Genomic DNA, 20,721 nt, shown 5'->3' on the forward strand with positions numbered 1-20,721 from the left:
TGTCTATCGTCAAGCTGCCGCCTCGCCAATTTTGAGGGAGACGGCCTGTCGACTAGCACCTATTTAGCTAGGGCTTATTAGCCACAGCCTATTGGCTACAGCCTATTGGCTACAGCATACCCCTTGAGGCGCTTACTTTAACTGGTGACGGCTTGGGTCTACCGTGCTGGCGATGGTGGTTTCGCTCTCGCCCTGCTGGCACCAGTGAAGGCTCAGGGTACGGGTATCTTCCTTGCTGGCTGTCAGCAGCTTAGTGACTACAGGCTGGTTGTAGTCGGCCTTGGTCAGGAAGGTCTTGACCCGTTCGATGCGGCGGTTGGCGAGCCAAAGGTTATAGTCTCTGATCTTCTTATCTGTCTCGCCCTTGTAGAGGGGAAACTCTAGCAGCAGGTAACCGCTGTCGGCTTGAGTCTTCTTTATCAGCGTCTGCAGCTGTTTGGCATATCGGCTATCGAAGTAAGAGCTGTTTTTCTCAAAGGGAATGTCGCCAAAGCTGATGTTTTGCGGGCAGGCGGCACTGACTTGGGCGGCAAAGAGAAATGACAACATCACTAGCAGCAATTGCTTCATAGTGAACACCTCCATTGTGTTTTTTAGTGTATCGAGCTGAATAGTGGGGGGAATTTAGGGGATTATCGCTCGAAAAGCAACCATCTTTGTTGGTGGAAAGGTGCGGAAATTTCAGCCTTTTTGAGTATTTAACCTAGCGTCAGGATTCAGTCGAGCCGCATCTAGATGGTTTTACTTAGTTATTTGATTAAGTCTCTGTAAAGATGACAGATTATTGACTAACTATGCAGTGAAAAATTTTTTTGATAATTTTTCACTTTGGCCTGCGCATGGCGTAAACTTGGTAAAAGTTGTGTGCAATTTAATGATGGCGATCCAATTCATGAGTCAATCCACGAGCCAAGATATTCAGCCTAATCCCCTAGCCCTCGAAAACCAGGTCTGCTTCTCGCTTTATAGCGCCGCCAATGCCATGGTGCGTGCCTACCGCCCTCTGCTGGAGGCGTTGGACTTGACCTATTCCCAATATCTGGCGATGTTGGTGTTGTGGCAGGAGCCGGGGATCAGCGTCAAGACCCTGGGTGAGCAGCTACACCTGGACTCGGGCACCCTGACACCTCTGCTAAAACGATTGGAAAGCAAAGGCTTGGTGACCCGTGGGCGCAGCGAAGCCGACGAGCGGGTGCGGGTGTTGCAGCTGACCGACGCAGGCCGTGAGCTGCAGCAGCAGGCCCGGTCGATCCCTATGCAGATGCGCTGCAAACTTGGGGGCGAGCCCGAAGAGTTTGCCGAACTCAAGCGCCTGTGTGACAAGGCCTACCGCTACCTAGACGCGGCGAGTCAGGGTTAATCTAATTAGATTCATTAAGCGAAAGGATGCGATATGCAAGCAGTGGATTTAGTGGTGATTGGTGGCGGCATAACTGGGGTGGGCATCGCCCAGTGTGTCCAGGCCGCCGGCTACTCTGTGGTGCTGCTTGAGAAGGATAATCTGGGCGAGAAGACCTCGTCGAACTCCAGTAAGTTGATCCATGGCGGCCTGCGTTACTTAGAGTCGGGTCAACTTGGCCTGGTGCGCCAATCCCTGAGTGAGCGCAAGGCGCTGCTGACACTGGCGCCCGAGCTGGTAAAGCCAGTGCCTTTCTATATCCCTATCTATCGTGGCAGTCAGCGCGGCCCGCTGGCCATTCGCGCCGGGCTGAGCCTGTATGCCTTGCTGAGCGAGCTGGATCCCCTGGGCCAGTTTCAGTCTGTGCCGGCCAGTCGCTGGAGTGAGCTTGCTGGACTCAAGCTCAAGGGGCTGCGCGCCGTGTTTCGTTACTGGGACGCCCAGACCGACGATGGCGCATTGACCCGAGCAGTGGCCCAGAGCGCCAGAGCGCTGGGGGCAGAGCTGCTTACCCAGGTCAGCTTGGAGCAGATAGAGCACAGGCCAGACTCCTGCATCGTCAGCTTTAGCCATAAGGGAGAGACGCGGCGCCTCAGTAGTCGCTGCGTCATCAATGCCACAGGGCCCTGGGTCAATCAGACGCTCGAGCGGGTCACCCCTAAGGTGGAAGTATCGCCGGTGGAGCTGGTGCAGGGGAGTCACCTGGTGCTGGATATCCCAGCGCCCAGCGGCATCTTCTACCTGGAGTCTATCTTCGATAAGCGGGTGGTTTTTGTGATGCCCTGGCAGGGTAAGACAATGATAGGCACCACAGAGACGCCAATCGATGCGGTGGACGCGGCGGGCGTGACGCCGGCCGAGGAGGCCTATCTGCTGGGGATCTACCGCCACTACTTCCCCCTGAGTGAGAATGATGGCGCGCTCGAGGAGCGCATCACAGGGCGATACTGCGGCGTGCGTGTGCTGCCCAAGCAGGGCGGCGAGGCGTTCGACCTGCCCAGGGATACCATGATGCTGTCGCGCGATACCCATCCCAACCTGCTCACCGTCTATGGCGGTAAGCTGACCACCTTCAGGCACACGGCCAAGGAGGCACTGGCCTGGGTCAAGAATCGCCGCGGCCCCAAGCCGATACGTGCCGATGTCGATAAGTTGCGCCTCACTCCCGTGACCGATGAGGCGCCATCAAGCGAATCGCCCACGGCGAAAGGTGATTTTTCTCCCCAAAAAGGCTAAAGTAGGGCGCCTTTTTTAAGCCAAGCTGCGAGCAAACCATCCGTGAAGTGTGCCTATTTCGATGCTAATCAGTGTCTTTCCTGTCGTCATCTCAAGACGCCCCTGAGTGATCAGGTGGCGGCGAAAACGGCGACCCTAGCGGCATTGCTCAAGGATCTGTCGGTGGAGCAGTGGCTTCCTCCCGTGGTGGGGCCAGAGAGCGGTTTTCGTAACAAGGCCAAGATGGTGGTGTTGGGCGCCGCCCATCAACCTATATTGGGGCTGGTGAGCCCGAGCGGCGAGGCGGTGAGCCTGTGTGATTGCAGCCTCTATCCTCAGGATATGCAGCAGTTGCTGCATCGTTTAGAGGCGTTCGTGCGCCAGGCCGGTATTCCGCCCTATAGGGTCGATAAGGCCAAGGGCGAGCTTAAATTTATCCTGCTGACCCGCAGTCAGGTACGCGGCGAGTATATGCTGCGTTTCGTGATGCGCTCGGAGCAGGCCATTCCCCGCATCGAACGTGAACTGCCAAGGCTGTTAGCCGAGCACCCTGAGATCAAGGTGGTGTCGGTGAACCTCCAGCCCGTGCATATGGCTATTTTGGAGGGAGAGGAGGAGATCTTCCTTACCGAGGCGACTCGGCTGGAGGAGGAATTTAATGGCGTGCCCCTCTACATTCGTCCAAAGAGCTTCTTCCAGACCCATCCCGAAGTGGCGGCCAAGCTCTACCTGAGCGCGCGGAAGTGGACCCGTGAGTTGGCGCCTACATCGATTTGGGATCTCTTCTGCGGCGTCGGCGGTTTCGGCCTGCACTGCGCCTCGAAAGAGGTGGCCCTGACCGGCATAGAGATCGAGGCCGAGGCGATCGCCTGTGCCAAGATGTCGGCCGAGACGCTGGGGCTTGATAAGGTGCGCTTCACCGCGCTGGACTCGACCAGCTTCGCCAGCGACAGCCGCGGCGAAGAGAAGCCGGAGCTTATTATAGTCAACCCGCCCAGACGCGGTATCGGCGAGGCTTTGTGCCACTCCCTGAGCGAGTTTGCCCCTAAGGCGATCCTCTACTCCAGCTGTAATCCCAAGACGCTGGCCAAAGATCTACATTGCATCTCAGGCTACCGGGTGACCAAGGTGCAGCTGTTTGACATGTTCCCCCACACAGATCATTTCGAGGTGCTGGTGATGCTGCAGCGCATCGGCGAGTAACCGCTGAGTCTCAATTATCGAGTCTCTATACGTCTGTCATCAGACGGTCACCTGTCTGTCATAATCTAATTAGCCAGTATTTCAAAAGGCTGCGCGCAACTTAGCGGCGCGGCCAAATCTCGGCTCGGGCTTGACGGAGGATGACAACTTGGGTGAGGTATTTAAGCAGTTTCTGCTCCTGGGGCTGATGAGTTTCGGCGGACCGGCGGCGCATATCGGGTATTTCAAGCGGCGCTTCGTCGATGATCTCGGCTGGCTGGACGCCGAGCGTTTTGGCGCCATAGTCGCCATGAGTCAGGTGATCCCCGGTCCGGGCTCGAGCCAGGTGGGCTTCGCCATCGGCCATCACAAGGCGGGACTTCCCGGTGCGCTTGCTGCCTTTCTGGGCTTTACCTTGCCCTCATTTCTACTCCTCTATCTTATGGCGGTGGCTAGCCTGAGCTGGCTGGATACCAGCTGGTTTCAGGGGCTGATCCATGGCCTCAAGCTAATGGCGGTCGTGGTGGTGGCAGATGCCGTGCTGAGTATGTTTAAGCAGTTCTGTCGTCGCGGCGCCACCCGGATACTTATGCTGCTCTGCGCCTCGCTCACCCTGTTTGTAGGCACCCTGGCCAGCCAGCTAGGCCTGTTGATCTTGGCCGCAGTCATCGGCGCCGTCTGCCTGGCACCATCGGCGCTCCGGGGCATAGATCAGGATGCTGGGCGGCAAGGCGCGAAAGGAGGAGAGGGCGGCGCTGTCGATACCTTACGGCCGCAGATGCTGCCGCTTATGCTGTTTATCCTGCTGTTTGGTCTGTCGCTCTTCTGGCTAGGGACTGGCCATAGCCTGTCTCAGCTGTTTGCCCAGTTTTATCAGGCGGGTGCCCTGGTGTTTGGTGGCGGTCATGTAGTGCTGCCGCTGCTTGAGGCGAGTGTTGGTCAGCAGCTGACCAGCGAGCGTTTCCTGACGGGCTATGCCCTGGCTCAGGCGGTGCCCGGCCCCATGTTTACCCTGGCGGCCTTTCTCGGCGCAGAATCCTGGCTGGAGTCGCCGCTGCTTGGGGCCCTGGTAGCGACACTCGCCATCTTCCTCCCGGGATTCTTGCTGCAACTCTCTTTGCTGCGCAGCTGGCATGGCTTGATGGGGCGGGCGAGATTTCGCGGCGCCATCATGGGGATCAACGCCGCCGTGGTGGGCCTGCTGCTGGCGGCGCTTATCTCGCCTGTGATAGCCAGTGCCATCCTCGCCTGGCCCGATGCGCTCTTAGTACTGATAGGACTGGCCTGGCAGCTGCGTTATCGGCCCAGCATTCTCATGCTATTGCTGGGCTTCGCGCTGACGGGGATACTGCTCGGCGTGCTGGGTGGGCTTTCTTAGGATGAGACAAGTTTAACGCAGCGGCGAGCCGAGTCTATTTTGCTGGCTGATTGCGCCAGACCAGGGTGAGGCTGGCACCGCCTAGCTCTTCGGACTTTGCCACCTCTAGCCGGCCCTGATGCCAGATGGCGATCTTGCGTGCTATGTAGAGCCCCAGGCCATAGCCCGAGCCGTCGGACTGTTCCTTGTCCCTTGCAAAAGCGGCCAGCAGCTGTTTACCTTTGCCTTCGAAGCCTGGGCCATCATCTTCTACGGTTATCCGACACAGATCGTCTTCGCAGCGAAAACGCACCTGGATGTTTTGCTTGGCGAAGCGCAGGGCGTTCATGATCAGGTTTTGGGTGGCTATGCTCATTGAGCTGGCATCGAATACCGCAAGCCTGTCGTCGGCAATAAAAGTGATGCCTATCTTGTCCTGGTAGAGGGCAAACTTCTCCTCTAACTCATCGAGGAAGGCCTGGGTGCTCACCGCCTCTTTCTTTATCTGCGCCTCCCTGTGTTCCAGCTTGGCGAAGGAGAGGTAGTTGTTGGCCAGCTGCTCTATCTCGTCGATATCGGCGTTGAGTCGCTGCCAGTATTTCTCATCCAGCTCAGCCTTACTTAGCTGTAGCGCGAAGCGCATGCGCGCGAGAGGCGTCCTGACCTCGTGGGAGATGGTGCGCGACAGCTCCTTGTGCATCTGCAGGAAGTCGACGATCTGCACAGTTACCTCATGGAATACCTTGGCTAGGGGATAGATGGCCGATCGCTTGTTGATCGTCTGCTCCATCTTTCTCGGGTTGGCACCGAACTCCACCGCGGATGCCTGCAGTTGGGAGAGATCCCGAAACAGGGGCCAGATCAGCAGCAGCGCCAGACAGCCCAGGCTGGCGTAGAGGGCGAAGATGATAAGTTCTGTGGGCACCGCCTGAGTGGGTTTGCGCAGCACAGGGCCGAAGGCGATCACCTTGGCCGGTTCTTTGTTGTTTGGATCGCTGATATCTGGGGCCTGGCGATAGTAGTAGGTCTTGCCGCCGCTCAGGGTGAGGGCGATGGTTTCGCCGCCATCCAGTTTATCGGCCAGGTCCTGGGGTAGCGCCAGTTCATCGCGGGAGAGTTGGCGGAACAGCACGCTGCTGTCTTCCTCGCTCAGGCCGCGAAACACGCTGTCGACATCTATCTGGTAGGACTCCACCTGATGCTGCATGGCGCCGTGGATCTCGCTGAAAGACCAGATGATCAGGGCGCTGCTTAAGATCAGCAGGGCATAGAGACGGTAGAATTGAAACTTCATCCCTTGTCCGAGAGCTGGGGCTGATAGTTAAACAGATAGCCCTGGCCATGCACCGTCTTGATGGTCAGGCCGTCTATCTGATAGCTGTCTATCTTCTTTCTCAGGCGGCTGATCTTAAGATCGATCGCCCGGTCCAGGCCATCGTAAGGACGGCCCACATACTGCTCGAACAGGTATTCGCGGCTGAGCACCTTGCCCGGATGCTGGGCGAAGATCCATAGCAGGTCAAACTCCTGGGTGGTCACCTTCTGTTGTCGGTCGCCTATGGTCAGCTGTTGGTGGGTATGATCTATGGTGAAGTCGTGCAGGGTGACACTTTGGGGCGGCGCCTCGCTGGGGAGCTTTCTCAGGTTGGCCTTGATGCGAGCCACTAAGAGTTCGGGGTTGACCGGCTTGACGATATAGTCGCTGGCGCCCAGCTCTAAGCCCTTTATCTGTTCCTGCTGGCCGTCGAGGGCGGTCATGAAGATGATCACACACTGGTAGCGCGCCTGTAGCTCGGCAAACAGGCTAAAGCCATCGCTGTCGGGCAGCATGATGTCGCAGATGATGAGATCGAACCTTAGATCTGCGGGCAAATTAGCCACCGCCTGGGCCGATTCGCTGTGGGTCAGGTCGAAGCCTTGCTGTGTCAGGTAGAGCAGGGTGAGCTCCGCCAAATCCAGATCGTCTTCAATCAGGAGAATCTTAGGTTTGCTCATAACAGGTTCCAGTTGAGTCCTCGTCGCTTGCGGGTGTTTACGGGCTGATAGGTGGCGATCTGTATGGTCACCTCATCGAGCACCTTGTTGTTGAGATCTTTGATCAGCACCTGGGTATCCTTGGTGAGCGTCAGCTCCAGCAGGTGATCCACGCTCATCCGGTCGAAACACTGCTCCGGGGCCTCCTTGAGGGCTATCCAGATACAGGTCTGCTCCAGTGCCTCGAGTTTATAGCTGATCTTGAGCGTCATGTGACAGGGCGTGCCGGCCTCGAGAACCGCGCAGGTCTTGGGCTTAATATTGACCTGAGTGCTATTGGCCTGGCAGTAGAAGCTGGTGGCCAGCGCCAGCAGTAACATGCACTGTATCAGCTTGATGGCATTAGAAGGCATAGCTGACTCCGATGAACCCTGACAGGTATCCATCCTTCTCTATCATGCGGTTCTTAGTGATCTCGTCTCCTAACCAAGTGTAGGTGATAATGGCTATAAAATTAATGTCTTGCCACAGGGGCACATTGACGACGCCGCTGGTGTGATAGTTGATTGCCGCCGACTGAGGTTGCTGCACCCGGCTGCGGCCCAGCTCCTCCTCGGTGAAATGGTAGTAGTAGCTGATCAGCTGGCTGCTCTTGCGGATCGCGCCCACCTCGAAGCCCAGGGCGCCCCAGGAAAATGCCATGCTCTTCTTGGCCTTAAGGTGGATCTCGTTGCCCTGGTGGACGCCGCTGATGTCGTGAAAATAGCCCAGGGTGAAATCGCTGTAGGGGGTGAGCCAGGTGGTGCTGAGTCCGCCGAGATAGGAGATGTTGCGTTCGATCGGCACCTCGGGGATCGCCGGGCCGAATATCGGCTGCTTGTTGGGTTTAAAGCCGAGGATGTCGCTCAGGAAGACCTTGTTCCAGCCGTCGAGTTCGAAGAAGAAGCCATCTTCGTTGAGGCGGGTCTGCAGGTCGACCAGCAGGCTATCGGACTCATACAGGCTGTAGCCCAGGGTGAAGTTTTCCACATAGAAGCGGTCGTCATAGTAGGACCAGCTAGGCAGGGCGTAGGTGGTGATATCGTCTGACTTGGCCCTGGGGTTCTCGATTCCGCCATAGCCTAGGGCGAGGGTGAAGTGAAATTCGCCCGTGGTAATATCATCTATCTGCTCTTCGGCCCTAGCCTCGCACAGGAAAAAAACCGTGAGGAAAATAAGACCGGACAAGAGGTACTTCATGGCCTTCATCCACATCCCGAAACTGAAATTAGCATCTAAAACCATCTCAGGTTAAAAGTCTGTAAAAATATATATAAGTGTACAAAATGCTACATGCCTTGGAGAGATTTTTCGAGTAGAGGCCTTGGGTTAGCTCACATCGAATCCTCAAGATATGCCACTTGCCAAATTTCAAGGCTGCAAAATTTTAAGCTTGGCAAATTTTAACTTTGGCAAATCTGCGCTATCGCTTTGCTGGCATCCTTGATCGACATCAGTGCTCGACATCAGAGTCATCCGGTCGATTTTTTTCATTCTTGATGAGTCCGCTGGGCGACTCGCGTCTATTGAATGAATAATCATGCTTCAACCACTTAATGCCGCCAGAGCATAACATCATTTTGCTATGTCGCAAGCATGGGGCTAAGCAGGTGATGTTCCTCAACTGCCTATCGCTTATGGTCTGTCCTGCCTTACTTTGTAGCGGCTTTGTTATCATGTTTTGTTTCGAGTGATTTTCGCGAATGATGTATTACTTTATTGTTTTTAAGTGACTTTATTTGTTTTTGAAGCTTGCTTTATGACTCTGGTCTGACCTTGGATAAGCCAAAAACACCGAGTGTTAACCAAATGTTTGTTTTTTAACAAAACTACAAAATGCTACACCAAAGCTATCCACCTTAGTTAAGCCATCATGATTATATGTTAGTTCGCTGGTGAATAAGTATGCAAACAACAAGCTTCATCAGGGCATAACTACAAAAAAGGTGGAAGTTCCATGAAGGTGAAAACATTAGTAACAGCCGTGGCAGCCGCACTCTACAGTGCCGGTATGGCCCATGCGGCGATACAGCAGGCTAAGGTCGAAAGACTCGAGCCGCTGAAGATCACCGCCGAACAGGCGAAAAAACTCAATGCCGCTAGCACGCAAGAGGTTAACCTGTTGCAAAACGATGGCCTGAACGTTCAGATCAGCCATCAGAACCAGAAGTTCGTTGCCGAAGAGGGACTGACTGGTGAGCACGTCTACATCGTCAGACTTTATCAGAAGCCTTTGGCTCAGGCGGGCGCTAGCCTGCTGGCTCAGGGCGGCGCCGAGCGTAGTGCTGTCAAGGCTAAGCCCGGTGAGGCTAAGTTGTTTGTGGCCGGTCAGCCGGTTAACCGCGAGATCAAACAGTACCGCGATCAGCTGCTGAGCAAGCAGCAGGCGGTCATCTCTGAGCTGTCGGCTACCTTGGGCGATCGTCCTGTGCGTCAGCAGTTTACCAATGCGGTCAACGGTTTCTCTATGACCATGAGCCAGGAGGAGGCGCAGCGTGTCTCTCAGATGGCAAGCGTCGCCTCTGTTCGTCGCTCTAAGACCTATGATCTGCTGTCCGATGTCGGCCCTGAGCTGATCGGCGCCGATAAGATCTGGACAGGTACTGTGACTGATTCGGTTCCCTACAAGGGGGAGAATGTGATCGTCGGTATTATCGATACCGGGGTGAACACAGACCACAGATCTTTTGCCGATGTGGGCGACGATGGCTATGACCATCAAAATCCATGGGGGGCGGGCCAGTACGTAGGTGACTGTCTCAAAGAGGGCTTCGAGGGCATGTGTAACGACAAGCTTATCGGTGTGCGCTCATACCCAGTGATCACAGATAATTTCACCAGCGGTGTCTATGGCGATACCCGCCCAGCCGTGGGTGAAGACTACCAGGGCCACGGCTCTCACGTGGCCTCGACCGCCGCGGGTAACGTGCTGCTGGATGTGGATTTCGTTAATCCGGCGCCAGGCGCGGTTAACGATGGTAGCGTAGTCAAAGAGGCACTCTTCCCGCGCATGAGCGGTGTGGCGCCTCACGCCAACATCATCTCTTACCAGGTGTGTCACCCATCGAACGAATTCAACCCAGGCTGTCCGGGTGAAGCCCTGATCGCTGGTATCGAAGATGCCATCAGCGACGGTGTCGACGTAATTAACTTCTCTATCGGTGGCCAGGATTCTCACCCATGGAGCGACGATGTCGAGCTGGCCTTCTTGTCGGCTCGCGAAGCTGGTATCTCGGTTGCGGCTGCGGCCGGTAACTCGGGTCAGCCTGCCGGCTACAAAGAATACTTCGGCGCTATTGACCATGCTTCGCCTTGGTTGATGAACGTGGCGGCGAGCACTCACTCTCGTGAGATCTTGGTTGAGACCAAGCTGGTCGATCCTATGGGGGGCGATGAAGCACCACGTTGGAGCGAGATCGTCGGCGGCGCGGTAAACACCAGCTCGGTAACGGGTATGGTGGTTAAGGCTAGCGACTATGGCGACGAGTATTGTGGCGACCCGTTCCCGGCCGGCACCTTCGATTTGACCGACGCCGATGGCAACCCGACCGATGTGATCGTGGTGTGTAAGCGTAACGATCTGAACGATCCTAACGGTATCGCCCGTAGCGCCAAGGCCAACAACATCCTGGCCGGCGGCGCCGATGGCATGATCATGTACAACTATGCCAATGCCGACAGCATTGTGGCGACGGCAGCCTATTCTGTGCCAAGCATCCATATCACCAAGCAGGAGTGGGATGGTCGCTGGGACAACGGTATGTCGGGTTACGGCCTGAGCGACTGGCTAGCCAAGGGCAGCAACCATATGCTGACCATCTCTGAAACCACGATCGATCGCGACCTGGATCCAGAGCGCGCCGACTGGTTGGCCGCCTTCTCGTCACGTGGTCCTAGCCCGTCGACTCCAGAAGCCCTGATCCCAGCAGTTGCGGCCCCTGGCGTTAACATCTACGCCGCTTTTGCCGATGAGCATCCATTCGTCTCTGGTGGCGCATCCGGTGATTTCGCCTTCCTCAGCGGTACCTCTATGGCCTCGCCACACGTTGCCGGTGCCATGGCGCTGCTCAAGCAGGCCAAGCCGAGCTGGAGCGCTACCGAGATCCAATCTGCGTTGGCGATGACGGCAGAGAACAAGGTGCAATATCACAGACTCAACGATGAGAACGGTGATGTAGCGTTGGCGTCTACCTACCGTGCCGGTACCGGTCGTATCAATGTGGCTAATGCCGCCAAGGCCGGTTTCATCATGGATGAAACGGTTGAGAACTTTAAGGCTGCCGATCCGCAAAATGGCGGCGCGGTGCACAAGCTGAATATTCCTCAGCTGGTGAACTTCGAGTGTAAGCCACAGTGTCAGTGGATCCGTACCATCAAGGCGACAACCGCCGGTAGTTGGAGCGTGACCCATGACGACGTGATGAACTGGGCCTTCGATTCTCGTTCACAGATGGCACAGAACGGTGTGTCTATCAAGGTGACCCCGAGCGAGTTTACCCTGGAAGCGGGCGAAACCATGGATATCGTGGTCGAGGCTTCGATCATGGATACCCAGGATTGGTTCAGCAACGCGGAAGTTGAGCTGCACTCTAACCTGATCTTCACCGAAACCAGCGGCGCGGCGTCTGAGGCGCACTGGCCAGTGGTGTTCAAGTATGACAAGAATGGTATGCCAGGACGTCTGGCGGCAACGGCTCACCGTAATGATGGCAATGCGATCATTAAGGGGATCAGCCTGCCGGAAGGCGACAACATCCAAGGTCGTATCTTCGCGCCTGTTAAGGCCGATGTGAAAACTATCACACTGCCGAAGGATAACGATGGTAGCTTCCCTTGGAGCAGCAATGCCGATCAGAGCGTGCCGATGGAAGAGCGCTTGGATGAAGCGACTCATGTGGAGATGATTCAGGTGCCGGCTAATGCCCGTCGTCTGATGGTCGAATCGTTCGGCACCACAGAGAGTGGTCTGGAAGGCAGCCTGGATAAGGGCAACCTACTGGTTTACGTGGGTAAGGACTACAACGGCAATGGCAAGGCGGATCCGTTCGAAGAGCTATTGTGTGTCTCTAACCACATCCAGTACGACAACTTCTGTAACATCAACCAGCCGGAGGAGGGCCAATACTGGGCAATCTTCTACAACCCAAGAAAGGGGTCGGCGCAGAACAACTACCACGACTTCATGGAAGAGACCTTCCAGTTCGCGACAACTGTTGTGACCGACAATGTCGCCTCAGACATGAGCGTGGGCGTGCCTGCCAGCAATGGTCAGGAGGCGGTAGATATCCAGGTGAACTGGAACTTGCCTGAGATGGTTGAGGGCGATGTTTACTACTCACTGATCGATTTTGGTACCTCAGAGGTCAACGCCGGCAATATCGGCAAGGTCGCCTTCAAGCTTGAGCGTGGTATCGATGACGTGCATCTGGATGTACCGCAAACCGGTGCCCATCTGGGTGAGCAGGTGCCTTTCACCTTCGAGGTGCAGCCTAATGACAGCGGCGCGGATCGTGCCTTCACCATTAGTGCCGACATCCCGGCAGGCCTGAGCCTGAATGTGGAAGATGTACTGACCTCATCTAAGGCGATAGTGACAGACATCAGCCTGGAAGAAGGTAAGCTGACCATCAGCGGTGTTCAACCTAATACCGCCGATCAAGCGCCTAGCTACAATGTCACCACTAACCTGGAAGACGCCATGTGCCGCACGCCAGACTTTGGTAACAAGAATCCGGGTGGTTATGTGGATCTCGAAGAGTTCCGTATCTATCCGATCTTCAGCGGCTTCGCGCCGGTGGAATACGATGCCAACGGTCGTGCCGTCAATGGTAAGGACAACAACATCCTGAGCCGCAACGGTATCGTGCTGCCAATCGATGTGATCTTCGGTGGTCGTTATGACAGCTTCCATCTGTATAACAACAACGAAGAGCTCAATGTTGCTAAGCAGAACGCCCTGGATATCCATGCACACGGTATCGTGTCGCTATGGGAAGGTCAGCCTTTCTTCTTCCCATACCATGACATCTTCCCGTATCAGAGCTTCCCATACGAGTCGATCGGCATGATGTGGCGTGGCTTCGAGGCGCTGGATCCAAGTGCGCCAAAAGCTATCCTATCGGCACCACTGGTCAACAACTTCAGCGAGCGTTCGGGCATCTCTATTGCCAGCACGCAAACTGGTTGGGGCATCCTGGAATACGATAACGCGCGTACATACCTGCCTGCGGGCCGCGATGCAAACCGCGTCTATCAGTGGCAAGAGCTGGATGACAGATTCGACTTCGAGCTGATCTTCAACGTCAACACCCGTCATGGCGACGGTGAGTACGAGATGATGATGGCCTATGACAATCTGGACTTCGGTAGCCAAGACGGCCGTGGTTCTATCGGTATCCAAGGCTTCAAGGGCGGTGTCTATGCCTATGGTCCGCTGAGTGCCTACCTGGGTGAGCAGTTTACCTATGGCGAGCTGGACAAGAAGCTATCTGACGGTCTGGTGATCTGTTACGACTACGTGGGCCCTGAGTCTTCGCAGTTCGAGGTAACCGCCTGGACTCGTGTGAAAGACAATGCCGCTGGTCAAGACCTAACGGTTAACGCCGTGAGCCAGGTAGAAGGCATGGCCGACATCAGCATGAGCCACACAGTCAGTGTTGCCTCTAACATCACCCTGGGCGCTATCGCCGACCAGAGTGTGGCAGAGAACACTAGCCTGGAAGGCATCGCCGTGATGTACGCCGATGAGCAAAACAGCGTTAACCAGATCACCGTTACCGGTGAGCACATTACCGCTGTGGTCGATGGCCATACCTCAGGTAGCGAAATCACCATCACGCCGGAAGCCAACTTCTACGGCGAAGTGGAAGTCACGGTTACCGTGAGCGACGTGGAAAACCCAAGCGATGCGGCATCGACCAGCTTCATGCTGACCGTTGAGTCTGATGGCGTCGAGCCACAGCCTGAGCCAGAAACTCAACCTGAAGTCGAAGAGAAAGACGACGGTGGTGCGCTCGGTTTCGCGGCCCTGATGATGCTGATGTTTGCCGGCCTACGCCGCAAGCTAGCACGCTAATCAGGGTAGGGTGTCAGGCGGTTTGCTATTGAGCCGCCTGATACTAAGCCGGAAAGTTAGTGCGTAAAATCGGTGCTTAGTCGTCGGAGTGATACCTAAGCACTATTTGTTAGCACAAACCAATTACTGAAGTGATTGCCAGTATTCCAGGGATGGAATGCTGGCTTTTTTATGTTAGGCGGAAATTTCCGGCGAGTTGGCTAAGATTATTGATCTACTACAATTTATCTAGCATTAAGCACTGACACTGGTACTTTTTAGCTATATTTTACTTACAAATGTAATAAACCCTGTTGGAGTGGAACATGTGGCAATTAAGAATGAAAAATAAGCTGTTGGTATTTGCTCTCCTGCCCCTGATTTTGAGTTTTCTCTTCTTAGTTTCAATCACCTATAACCTGGAATCTAACTCCCTCGAAGAGAATATGTCGACCTTCAAGGCGAGCCTCTATAGCGAACGTAAGGCGCAGCTAAAGGATCAGGTCGATATCGCCCTGGATATCGTCGAGCATCAGCTCTCCCTGGGGACGGCGGGCGATGTGAACAAGGCGCTGCGTAACGTGCGCTTCGGCACCGCCGGTTACTTCTTCATCTATGATTTTGACGGCTTCAACCGCTTTCATGCGGTCAAGCCTGCGCTGGAGGGTACGGCGCAGATCGGCATGACAGACCCTAACGGCAAGAAGATAGTGGTCGGCCTGATCGATGCCGCCAGAAGCGGCGATGGTTTCTTCAACTATGACTACTCCAAACCTGGGGTCACGGGGCTGGTGCCTAAGATAGGCTACGCCGCAACCGTGCCGGGTAAAGATTGGATCTTGGGTACTGGCGCCTACACCGACGATATCGACGCCCAGGTGGAGAGCTATCGTGAGGTGATGACCAAGCACATGAACGACAAGGCGATGATGATTCTGCTCTTTGCCCTGGTGCTGGTGGCGATCACCGCCGTGGTGATGCTGGTGGCCGCCCAGCGCATGGTCAACCCGATTCACAACATGGTGCAGAACCTCGAAGATATCGCCAAGGGTGAGGGGGATCTGACCAAGCGCCTGGACGTGCAGGGCAGCGATGAGATCGCCATGCTGGGCCGCGCCTTCAACCAGTTTGTCGATAAGCTGCAGGGGATCATCAAGGATGTGGCCAGGGCCACCGTCGAGGTGAAGAGTGGCGCGGATAACATCTCCTCCCAGACAGCGGCCATGGCGCAGCAGCTGATCAGCCACAACAACGAGACGGATCAGGTGGTTACGGCGATCACCGAGATGTCGGCGACCGCTTCAGAGGTGGCCATGAGCACCACTCAGGTGGCCGAGGCGACCCAGGCGGCCACCCAGGATGTGGGCAACGCCCAGGAGTGTGTCGACAGCTCGCTGCATGAGGTCTCGACCCTGATGGCGGAGATCGATATGGCGGCCGGACATATCAACTCCCTCAACGAGCAGTCACAGAAGATCAACAGCGTGCTGAGTGTGATAGGTGGCATCGCCGAGCAGACTAACCTGCTCGCCCTCAACGCCGCCATCGAGGCGGCCCGCGCCGGTGAGCAGGGGCGCGGCTTCGCCGTGGTAGCCGATGAGGTGCGCAGCCTCGCGAGCCGGACACAGGCCAGTACCTTAGAGATCAACGAGATGTTGTCTGAGCTGCATAATCTGGTGTCGCTGGCGGTGAGCAGCATGGAGTCGAGTCAGCAGAGCTGTCATCGCTCGGTGACCTCGTCGCGGGCGATCTCAGATAGCCTGGGGGCGGTGACCTCGGCGGTGACATCGATCAACGACATGAGTACCCAGATCGCCACGGCGGCCACCGAGCAGAGTTCGGTGACCGAGGAGATCAACCGCAACGTGTTTGCGATTCAGGAGATCGTCAACGAGCTGCTACAGGCCAGTAATAGCGCCTCGGACACCAGTCAGGGACTGGCCAACGAGGGCCGTAACCTGGATACCCTAGTTGGTCAGTTTAAGGTGTAACGGGCAGTCTAAGGTGTAGCAGCCTGCTCGAAGCATCAAGTTGCTAAGCCACAAAGAAAAAGGCCACAACTCCTGTTGGGGCCTTTTTTACTACGTTAGCTTGCCCTAAGACCAGCAGATCGCCTCGCTGGCCTTCTCGACCCTGACGGCGCAGATCTTAAACTCGGGGATCTTGGCCACAGGGTCCAGCACATTGTTGGTCAGCTTGTTAGCCGCCGCCTCGGCAAAGTGGAAGGGCAGGAAGAGCACTCCCGGCTGGGCGCGGCGCGTGACGAAGGCGGCGATGTTGATGCTGCCGCGTCTCGTCGACAGAGTCAGCACGTCGCCGTTGTTCACCCCTAGACGGTCGGCGTCGATGGCCGACATCATCACCCTGGGCGACCCCAGGGTATTGAGGCCGTCCGTCTTGCGGGTCAGGGTGCCGGTGTGGAACTGCTCCAGCAGGCGCCCGGTGGAGAGGGTGAAGGGATAATCTTCGCAGGGCAGTTCGGCCGGTAGGCGGTAGCCGACGGGCGTCATCTTGCCGAGCCCTCGGGTAAAGCGCTCTTTATGCATCAGGCGGGTGCCCTCATGGCCAGGCTCTGGGCAGGGCCACTGCTTACCCAGCAGGCCTTTCGGCGTACTCGGGTCTGTGTCCTGCCATTGGATGCCGCGGTACTGGGGTGTGACGCGGGTCAGCTCCTGCCAGATGGACGCTTCATCCTCATAGTGCCAGTCGGCGCCAAGGGCCTTGGCGATATCTGTGATGATCTGCCAGTCGCGGCGGGCCAGGCCTGGGCTGTCGATGGCCGCCTGCAGACGCTGCACCCGACGCTCGGTATTGGTGAAGTGGCCTGGCTTCTCGGCGAAGCTGGCGGCCGGCAATACCACGTCGGCCAGCTGGGCCGTCTCCGTCATGAAGATATCCTGGACGATCAGCAGCTCGGCCGACTCCAGCCCTTGCATCACATGAGCCTGGTCGGGATCGCTCAGTACAGGGTTTTCTCCCATCACATAGAGGGCTTTGAGCCTGCCGTGGGCCAGGGCGTGCATCATCTCGGTGGCCGCCAGACCTATCTGATCTGGTAGCCACTCCTGTTGCCAGGCCTGTCTGAAGGCGGCTTGCACCTCGGGGTCGGTCACCTTCTGGTAGCCGGTGAAGTAGTTGGGCAGGGCGCCCATGTCACAGGCGCCCTGGACATTGCTCTGGCCCCGCAGTGGATTGATCCCCGCGCCCTCGATGCCTATGTTGCCGCACAGCAGTTGCAGGTTGGCGATGGCGGTGACATTGTCGTGTCCCGAGGTGTGCTGGGTGATCCCCATGGCATAGTAGATGGCGGTCTTCTCTGCCGTGCCTATCATGCGGGCCAGCTGGGCTATCTCCTCTTCGCCAACCCCAGTGATCTTGGCCGCATTGTCTAGGCTGTAGTCGTCCTTCATCACCTCGGTGCGAAGTGCATCGAATCCTTCTACGCGTCGGTCGATATAGTCCTCGTCGTGCCAGCCCTGCTTGATGATCTCCTGCATGATGGCGTTGAGCAGCATAACGTCGCTGCCGGGGCGATGACGCACGTAGAGCTCGGCGCTGTCGGCGATGCTCACCCGTTTGGGGTCGGCCACCACCAGGCGGGCACCGTGTTGGCTCACCGCCTGTTTGATCTTGGAGGCGATGATGGGGTGGGCGGCTTCGGTATCCGAGCCCAGGATGAAGATGAGATCCGAGGATTTTATCGACGGAATATCATTGGTCATGGCGCCGCTGCCAAGGCTCTCCTGCAGGGCGGTGACCGTCGAGGCATGACACAGGCGGGCGCAGTGATCTATGTTGTTGGTGCCGATGACGCTTCTAAACAGCTTTTGGAACAGATAGTTATCTTCGTTGGTCGCCTTGGCGGAGGCCAGACCGGCGATGGCGTCACCGCCATGTTCGGCCTTGATGCGACCAAGCTCGGTGCCTATGTAGTCGATCGCCTCATTCCAGCTGACCGGCACCAGCTCGCCATCTTTGCGCAGCAGCGGCTGGGTCAGACGTTGCTGGCTGTTGATGAAGTCAAATCCGAAGCGGCCCTTGACGCAGAGCATCCCCTCGTTGACCTGGGATCGGCTGTCGCCCGAGACACGTTTGATCTCACCAGTCACGGGATCGCTATGGATGATGACACGGCAGCCTACGCCGCAGTAGGTGCAGACGGTGGAGGTCTGTTTCAGCTCATGTTTAACCCCCTGACGCTTGTCTCTGGCATCGGTCAGCGCCCCTGTGGGGCAGACCTGGACACAGTTACCGCACTGGACGCATTGGCTGTCGGCCATGGTGGCGCTGAACCCGGCGCGGGGCGCCTGGCGGCTGTGTGTTGCGGCCATCTCCTGGGGCAGTGCCAGGTAACTGTCGGGCTCGAAACTGATCGCCTGATGGCCAGACTGCTGGCGGCACATGGCGACGCAGGCCCCGCAGCTGATGCAGCGGTTGGGGTCGAAGTTGATAAAAGGCGTGCTGGCATCCTGGGTAAAGGCGCGGTGGCCCTGTTTATCGAGCGCGGCACCATCGACACGGTACTCGGTGGCGTAGTCCCGCAGGGCACACTCAGTGTTGGCCTGACAGCCACACTCCAGGCAGCGGGCGGCCTCGAGCATCGCCTCCTCATCGTTAAAGCCGAGTTCTATCTCGTCGAAATTATCCAGGCGCTTGTTGATGGCGAGTTCCGGCATCTTGGCCTTGGCCTGTAGCAGACGAGCCGGGAAGTGACGGCTGTCTGGCTTCTGCTCATCCTGCTTCTGGGAGTTGAAGGGCGCAGGTGTCAGCTCACAGCTCAGCTCGCCGCTCAGCAGTTTCTCGATGGCATTGGCGGCCTTACGCCCATCGGCCACCGCGGCAACCGCCGTGGCGGGGCCGGTGCGCGAATCACCGAGCACGAACAGTTTCTCCACCCCTGAGGACATAGTATGTTCACAGCCGGAGAAGGTGTTCCAGCGGGTCAGGGCCACCTCGCCGGTGGAGAGCTGGCTCTCTGGATGTTCGAGGAAGGTCATGTCCGGGGTCTGGGAGACCGCCGGGATCACAGTATCGAACGCCTCGGTGAAGGTCTCGCCTGTGGTCTGGGGTGAGCGTCTGCCGGAGGCATCGGGTTCGCCAAGGCGCATCTTCTCGAAGGTGATGGCATTGATACGGCCATTGGCGTCGCCATGGTTTTCGATAGGGTTAGTGAGGAAATAGAAGCGCACGCCCTCATGTTCGGCCTCCTCTATCTCATAGACCTCTGCCGGCATCTCGTCGCGGGTGCGGCGATAGGCCAGGGTTACCTCGGCGCCCTTGCGCAGCGCGGTGCGGGCGCAGTCGATGGCGGTGTTGCCGCCGCCGATCACCGCCACCTTCTGGCCTGTGTGGTAGTTGTTGTCTGTGCAGTGATCCTTAAGGTAATCCACCCCCAAGTAGCAGCCTTCGAGGTCTACGCCAGGATAGTTCATGGGCACCGCCTTCTGGGCGCCGATGGCGAGACAGACGGCGTCGAATTGGTTGACCAGCTCCTTGAGGTGGATGTCGCGGCCGAGACGAGTATCTGTCTGTATCACCAGGCCATTCTGGCACAGCAGGTCTATCTCTCTGTCCAGGATCTGCTTGGGCAGACGGTATTCGGGGATACCGTATCTTAGCCAGCCGCCCGCCTTAGGCATGGACTCGAAAATGGTCACCTCATGGCCTGAATTGGAGAGATAGTAACCCGCGCTGATCCCCGCCGGGCCGCTGCCTATGATGGCGACGCGTTTGCCGGTAGCTGGCGCCTTGGGCGGCACATAGGTGTCTTCACTGCCCAGATCCAGATCGGCGGCGTGACGCTTGAGTTGGCGAATGGCCAGGGGCTCATCCAACTCGCCGCGGCGACAGGCCGATTCGCAAAAGGCCGGGCAGACACGGCCGATAGAGAGCGGTAGCGGTAGGGTTTGTTTGATCACCTTGACCGCTTCCTTGTGGTTGCCCTGGGCGATATGCAGCAGATAGGACTGCACGTCTACGCCGGCCGGACAGGCCTGTTGGCAGGGGGCTTCGCAGTCGGCGAAGTGGTCGCTCAAAAGGTGTTTCAGTGCCGCCTGGCGGCGTTTGCTGAGGGCGGCCGAATGGGTGATCACCTCGAGCTGTGCCTCGACCTGTGTCTTACAGGCCTTGACCGTGTGGAAGTCGCCCTTTTCGTCGCGTACCTCGACATAGCAGAGGTTACAGTCTTGTTTGCCTGCGAGTTTGTCGTCCAGTTGCTTGCCCAGATGACATAAATTAGGGATCGCTATGCCTGCGGCCTTGGCACAGGTGAGCAGATCTTCGCCCCGGTTGGCTTTGACGACCTGGCCGTCGAAGGTGAGTTCTATCATGGTAGGGACCTTTTATTAGAATCTAAGCTTGAGCTTGGCTACCTTGGTCTCGTCGATGATTTTTTATGGACTGCCTATGGGTAAAGAGGCTTATCGTAAATTAGCGAAACAAGGTTTGCTTGAGTATACCCAGAGGCTTTTTCACCACAGGTCTTAGTAGTGATTTTTTGTG

12 protein-coding genes are annotated in these 20,721 nt (G+C 56.9%); 6 read left to right on the forward strand and 6 right to left on the reverse strand.

The window, feature by feature from the left end; translation table 11 throughout:
• Positions 1 to 132: 132 nt before the first annotated feature.
• Entirely contained in the window at positions 133 to 570 is a 438-nt protein-coding gene (locus SHEW_RS04120; protein WP_011864604.1) for an OmpA family protein, read from the reverse strand.
• Positions 571 to 892: 322 nt separating this feature from the next.
• Between SHEW_RS04120 and ohrR the strand changes: the two genes are divergently transcribed.
• The 4 genes from ohrR (at position 893) to chrA (ending at position 5,174) form a co-directional block, all read left to right on the forward strand.
• On the forward strand, positions 893 to 1,360 hold the full coding sequence (ohrR, locus tag SHEW_RS04125) for a transcriptional regulator OhrR (protein ID WP_223294760.1): 468 nt from the start codon (positions 893 to 895) through the stop codon (positions 1,358 to 1,360).
• Positions 1,361 to 1,393: 33 nt separating this feature from the next.
• Positions 1,394 to 2,635, forward strand: a complete 1,242-nt coding sequence (locus tag SHEW_RS04130; RefSeq protein WP_011864606.1) for a glycerol-3-phosphate dehydrogenase/oxidase — start codon at positions 1,394 to 1,396, stop codon at positions 2,633 to 2,635.
• 42 nt (positions 2,636 to 2,677) lie between these two features.
• Positions 2,678 to 3,817 (forward strand): 23S rRNA (uracil(747)-C(5))-methyltransferase RlmC, encoded by a 1,140-nt coding sequence (gene rlmC, locus SHEW_RS04135; RefSeq protein WP_011864607.1) that lies wholly within the window; start codon positions 2,678 to 2,680, stop codon positions 3,815 to 3,817.
• Positions 3,818 to 3,965: 148 nt separating this feature from the next.
• A complete protein-coding gene (chrA, locus tag SHEW_RS04140; protein ID WP_011864608.1) occupies positions 3,966 to 5,174 on the forward strand; it encodes a chromate efflux transporter in 1,209 nt (402 codons plus the stop codon).
• A gap of 34 nt (positions 5,175 to 5,208) precedes the next feature.
• Here the strand turns inward: chrA and SHEW_RS04145 are convergent, their stop codons facing one another.
• The 4 genes from SHEW_RS04145 to SHEW_RS04160 are packed head-to-tail and all read right to left on the reverse strand — an operon-like array spanning position 5,209 to position 8,366.
• Positions 5,209 to 6,447: an ATP-binding protein gene (locus SHEW_RS04145; RefSeq protein WP_011864609.1), complete on the reverse strand. Its 1,239-nt coding sequence runs from the start codon at positions 6,445 to 6,447 to the stop codon at positions 5,209 to 5,211.
• Complete coding sequence (locus SHEW_RS04150; RefSeq protein WP_011864610.1) at positions 6,444 to 7,148, reverse strand: response regulator transcription factor; 705 nt, start codon at positions 7,146 to 7,148, stop codon at positions 6,444 to 6,446. The genes SHEW_RS04145 and SHEW_RS04150 overlap by 4 nt, the downstream gene beginning before the upstream one ends.
• Positions 7,145 to 7,540, reverse strand: a complete 396-nt coding sequence (locus tag SHEW_RS04155) for a DUF3019 domain-containing protein (RefSeq protein ID WP_011864611.1) — start codon at positions 7,538 to 7,540, stop codon at positions 7,145 to 7,147. The genes SHEW_RS04150 and SHEW_RS04155 overlap by 4 nt, the downstream gene beginning before the upstream one ends.
• Positions 7,530 to 8,366, reverse strand: coding sequence for a MipA/OmpV family protein (locus SHEW_RS04160; RefSeq protein ID WP_223294761.1), 837 nt, complete (start codon positions 8,364 to 8,366; stop codon positions 7,530 to 7,532). The genes SHEW_RS04155 and SHEW_RS04160 overlap by 11 nt, the downstream gene beginning before the upstream one ends.
• 757 nt (positions 8,367 to 9,123) lie before the next feature.
• Here SHEW_RS04160 and SHEW_RS20985 point away from each other — a divergent pair.
• Positions 9,124 to 14,241, forward strand: a complete 5,118-nt coding sequence (locus SHEW_RS20985; RefSeq protein WP_011864613.1) for a S8 family serine peptidase — start codon at positions 9,124 to 9,126, stop codon at positions 14,239 to 14,241.
• A gap of 305 nt (positions 14,242 to 14,546) precedes the next feature.
• A complete protein-coding gene (locus SHEW_RS04170) occupies positions 14,547 to 16,211 on the forward strand; it encodes a methyl-accepting chemotaxis protein (RefSeq protein ID WP_011864614.1) in 1,665 nt (554 codons plus the stop codon).
• Between the two features lie 105 nt (positions 16,212 to 16,316).
• On the opposite strand, the gene fdhF is transcribed toward SHEW_RS04170, so the two are convergent.
• A complete protein-coding gene (gene fdhF, locus SHEW_RS04175) occupies positions 16,317 to 20,549 on the reverse strand; it encodes a formate dehydrogenase subunit alpha (RefSeq protein WP_011864615.1) in 4,233 nt (1,410 codons plus the stop codon).
• Positions 20,550 to 20,721 lie beyond the last annotated feature (172 nt).

This window comes from Shewanella loihica PV-4 (assembly GCF_000016065.1).
Lineage (GTDB): Bacteria > Pseudomonadota > Gammaproteobacteria > Enterobacterales > Shewanellaceae > Shewanella > Shewanella loihica.

Excerpts from the sequence above, each read along its gene's own strand:
- SHEW_RS04120 (WP_011864604.1), bottom strand. The coding sequence starts at position 570 with ATGAAGCAATTGCTGCTAGTGATGTTGTCATTTCTCTTTGCCGCCCAA.
- ohrR (WP_223294760.1), top strand. The coding sequence starts at position 893 with ATGAGTCAATCCACGAGCCAAGATATTCAGCCTAATCCCCTAGCCCTC.
- SHEW_RS04130 (WP_011864606.1), top strand. The coding sequence starts at position 1,394 with ATGCAAGCAGTGGATTTAGTGGTGATTGGTGGCGGCATAACTGGGGTG.
- SHEW_RS04145 (WP_011864609.1), bottom strand. The coding sequence starts at position 6,447 with ATGAAGTTTCAATTCTACCGTCTCTATGCCCTGCTGATCTTAAGCAGC.
- SHEW_RS04150 (WP_011864610.1), bottom strand. The coding sequence starts at position 7,148 with ATGAGCAAACCTAAGATTCTCCTGATTGAAGACGATCTGGATTTGGCG.
- SHEW_RS04155 (WP_011864611.1), bottom strand. The coding sequence starts at position 7,540 with ATGCCTTCTAATGCCATCAAGCTGATACAGTGCATGTTACTGCTGGCG.
- SHEW_RS04160 (WP_223294761.1), bottom strand. The coding sequence starts at position 8,366 with ATGAAGTACCTCTTGTCCGGTCTTATTTTCCTCACGGTTTTTTTCCTG.
- SHEW_RS20985 (WP_011864613.1), top strand. The coding sequence starts at position 9,124 with ATGAAGGTGAAAACATTAGTAACAGCCGTGGCAGCCGCACTCTACAGT.
- SHEW_RS04170 (WP_011864614.1), top strand. The coding sequence starts at position 14,547 with ATGTGGCAATTAAGAATGAAAAATAAGCTGTTGGTATTTGCTCTCCTG.
- fdhF (WP_011864615.1), bottom strand. The coding sequence starts at position 20,549 with ATGATAGAACTCACCTTCGACGGCCAGGTCGTCAAAGCCAACCGGGGC.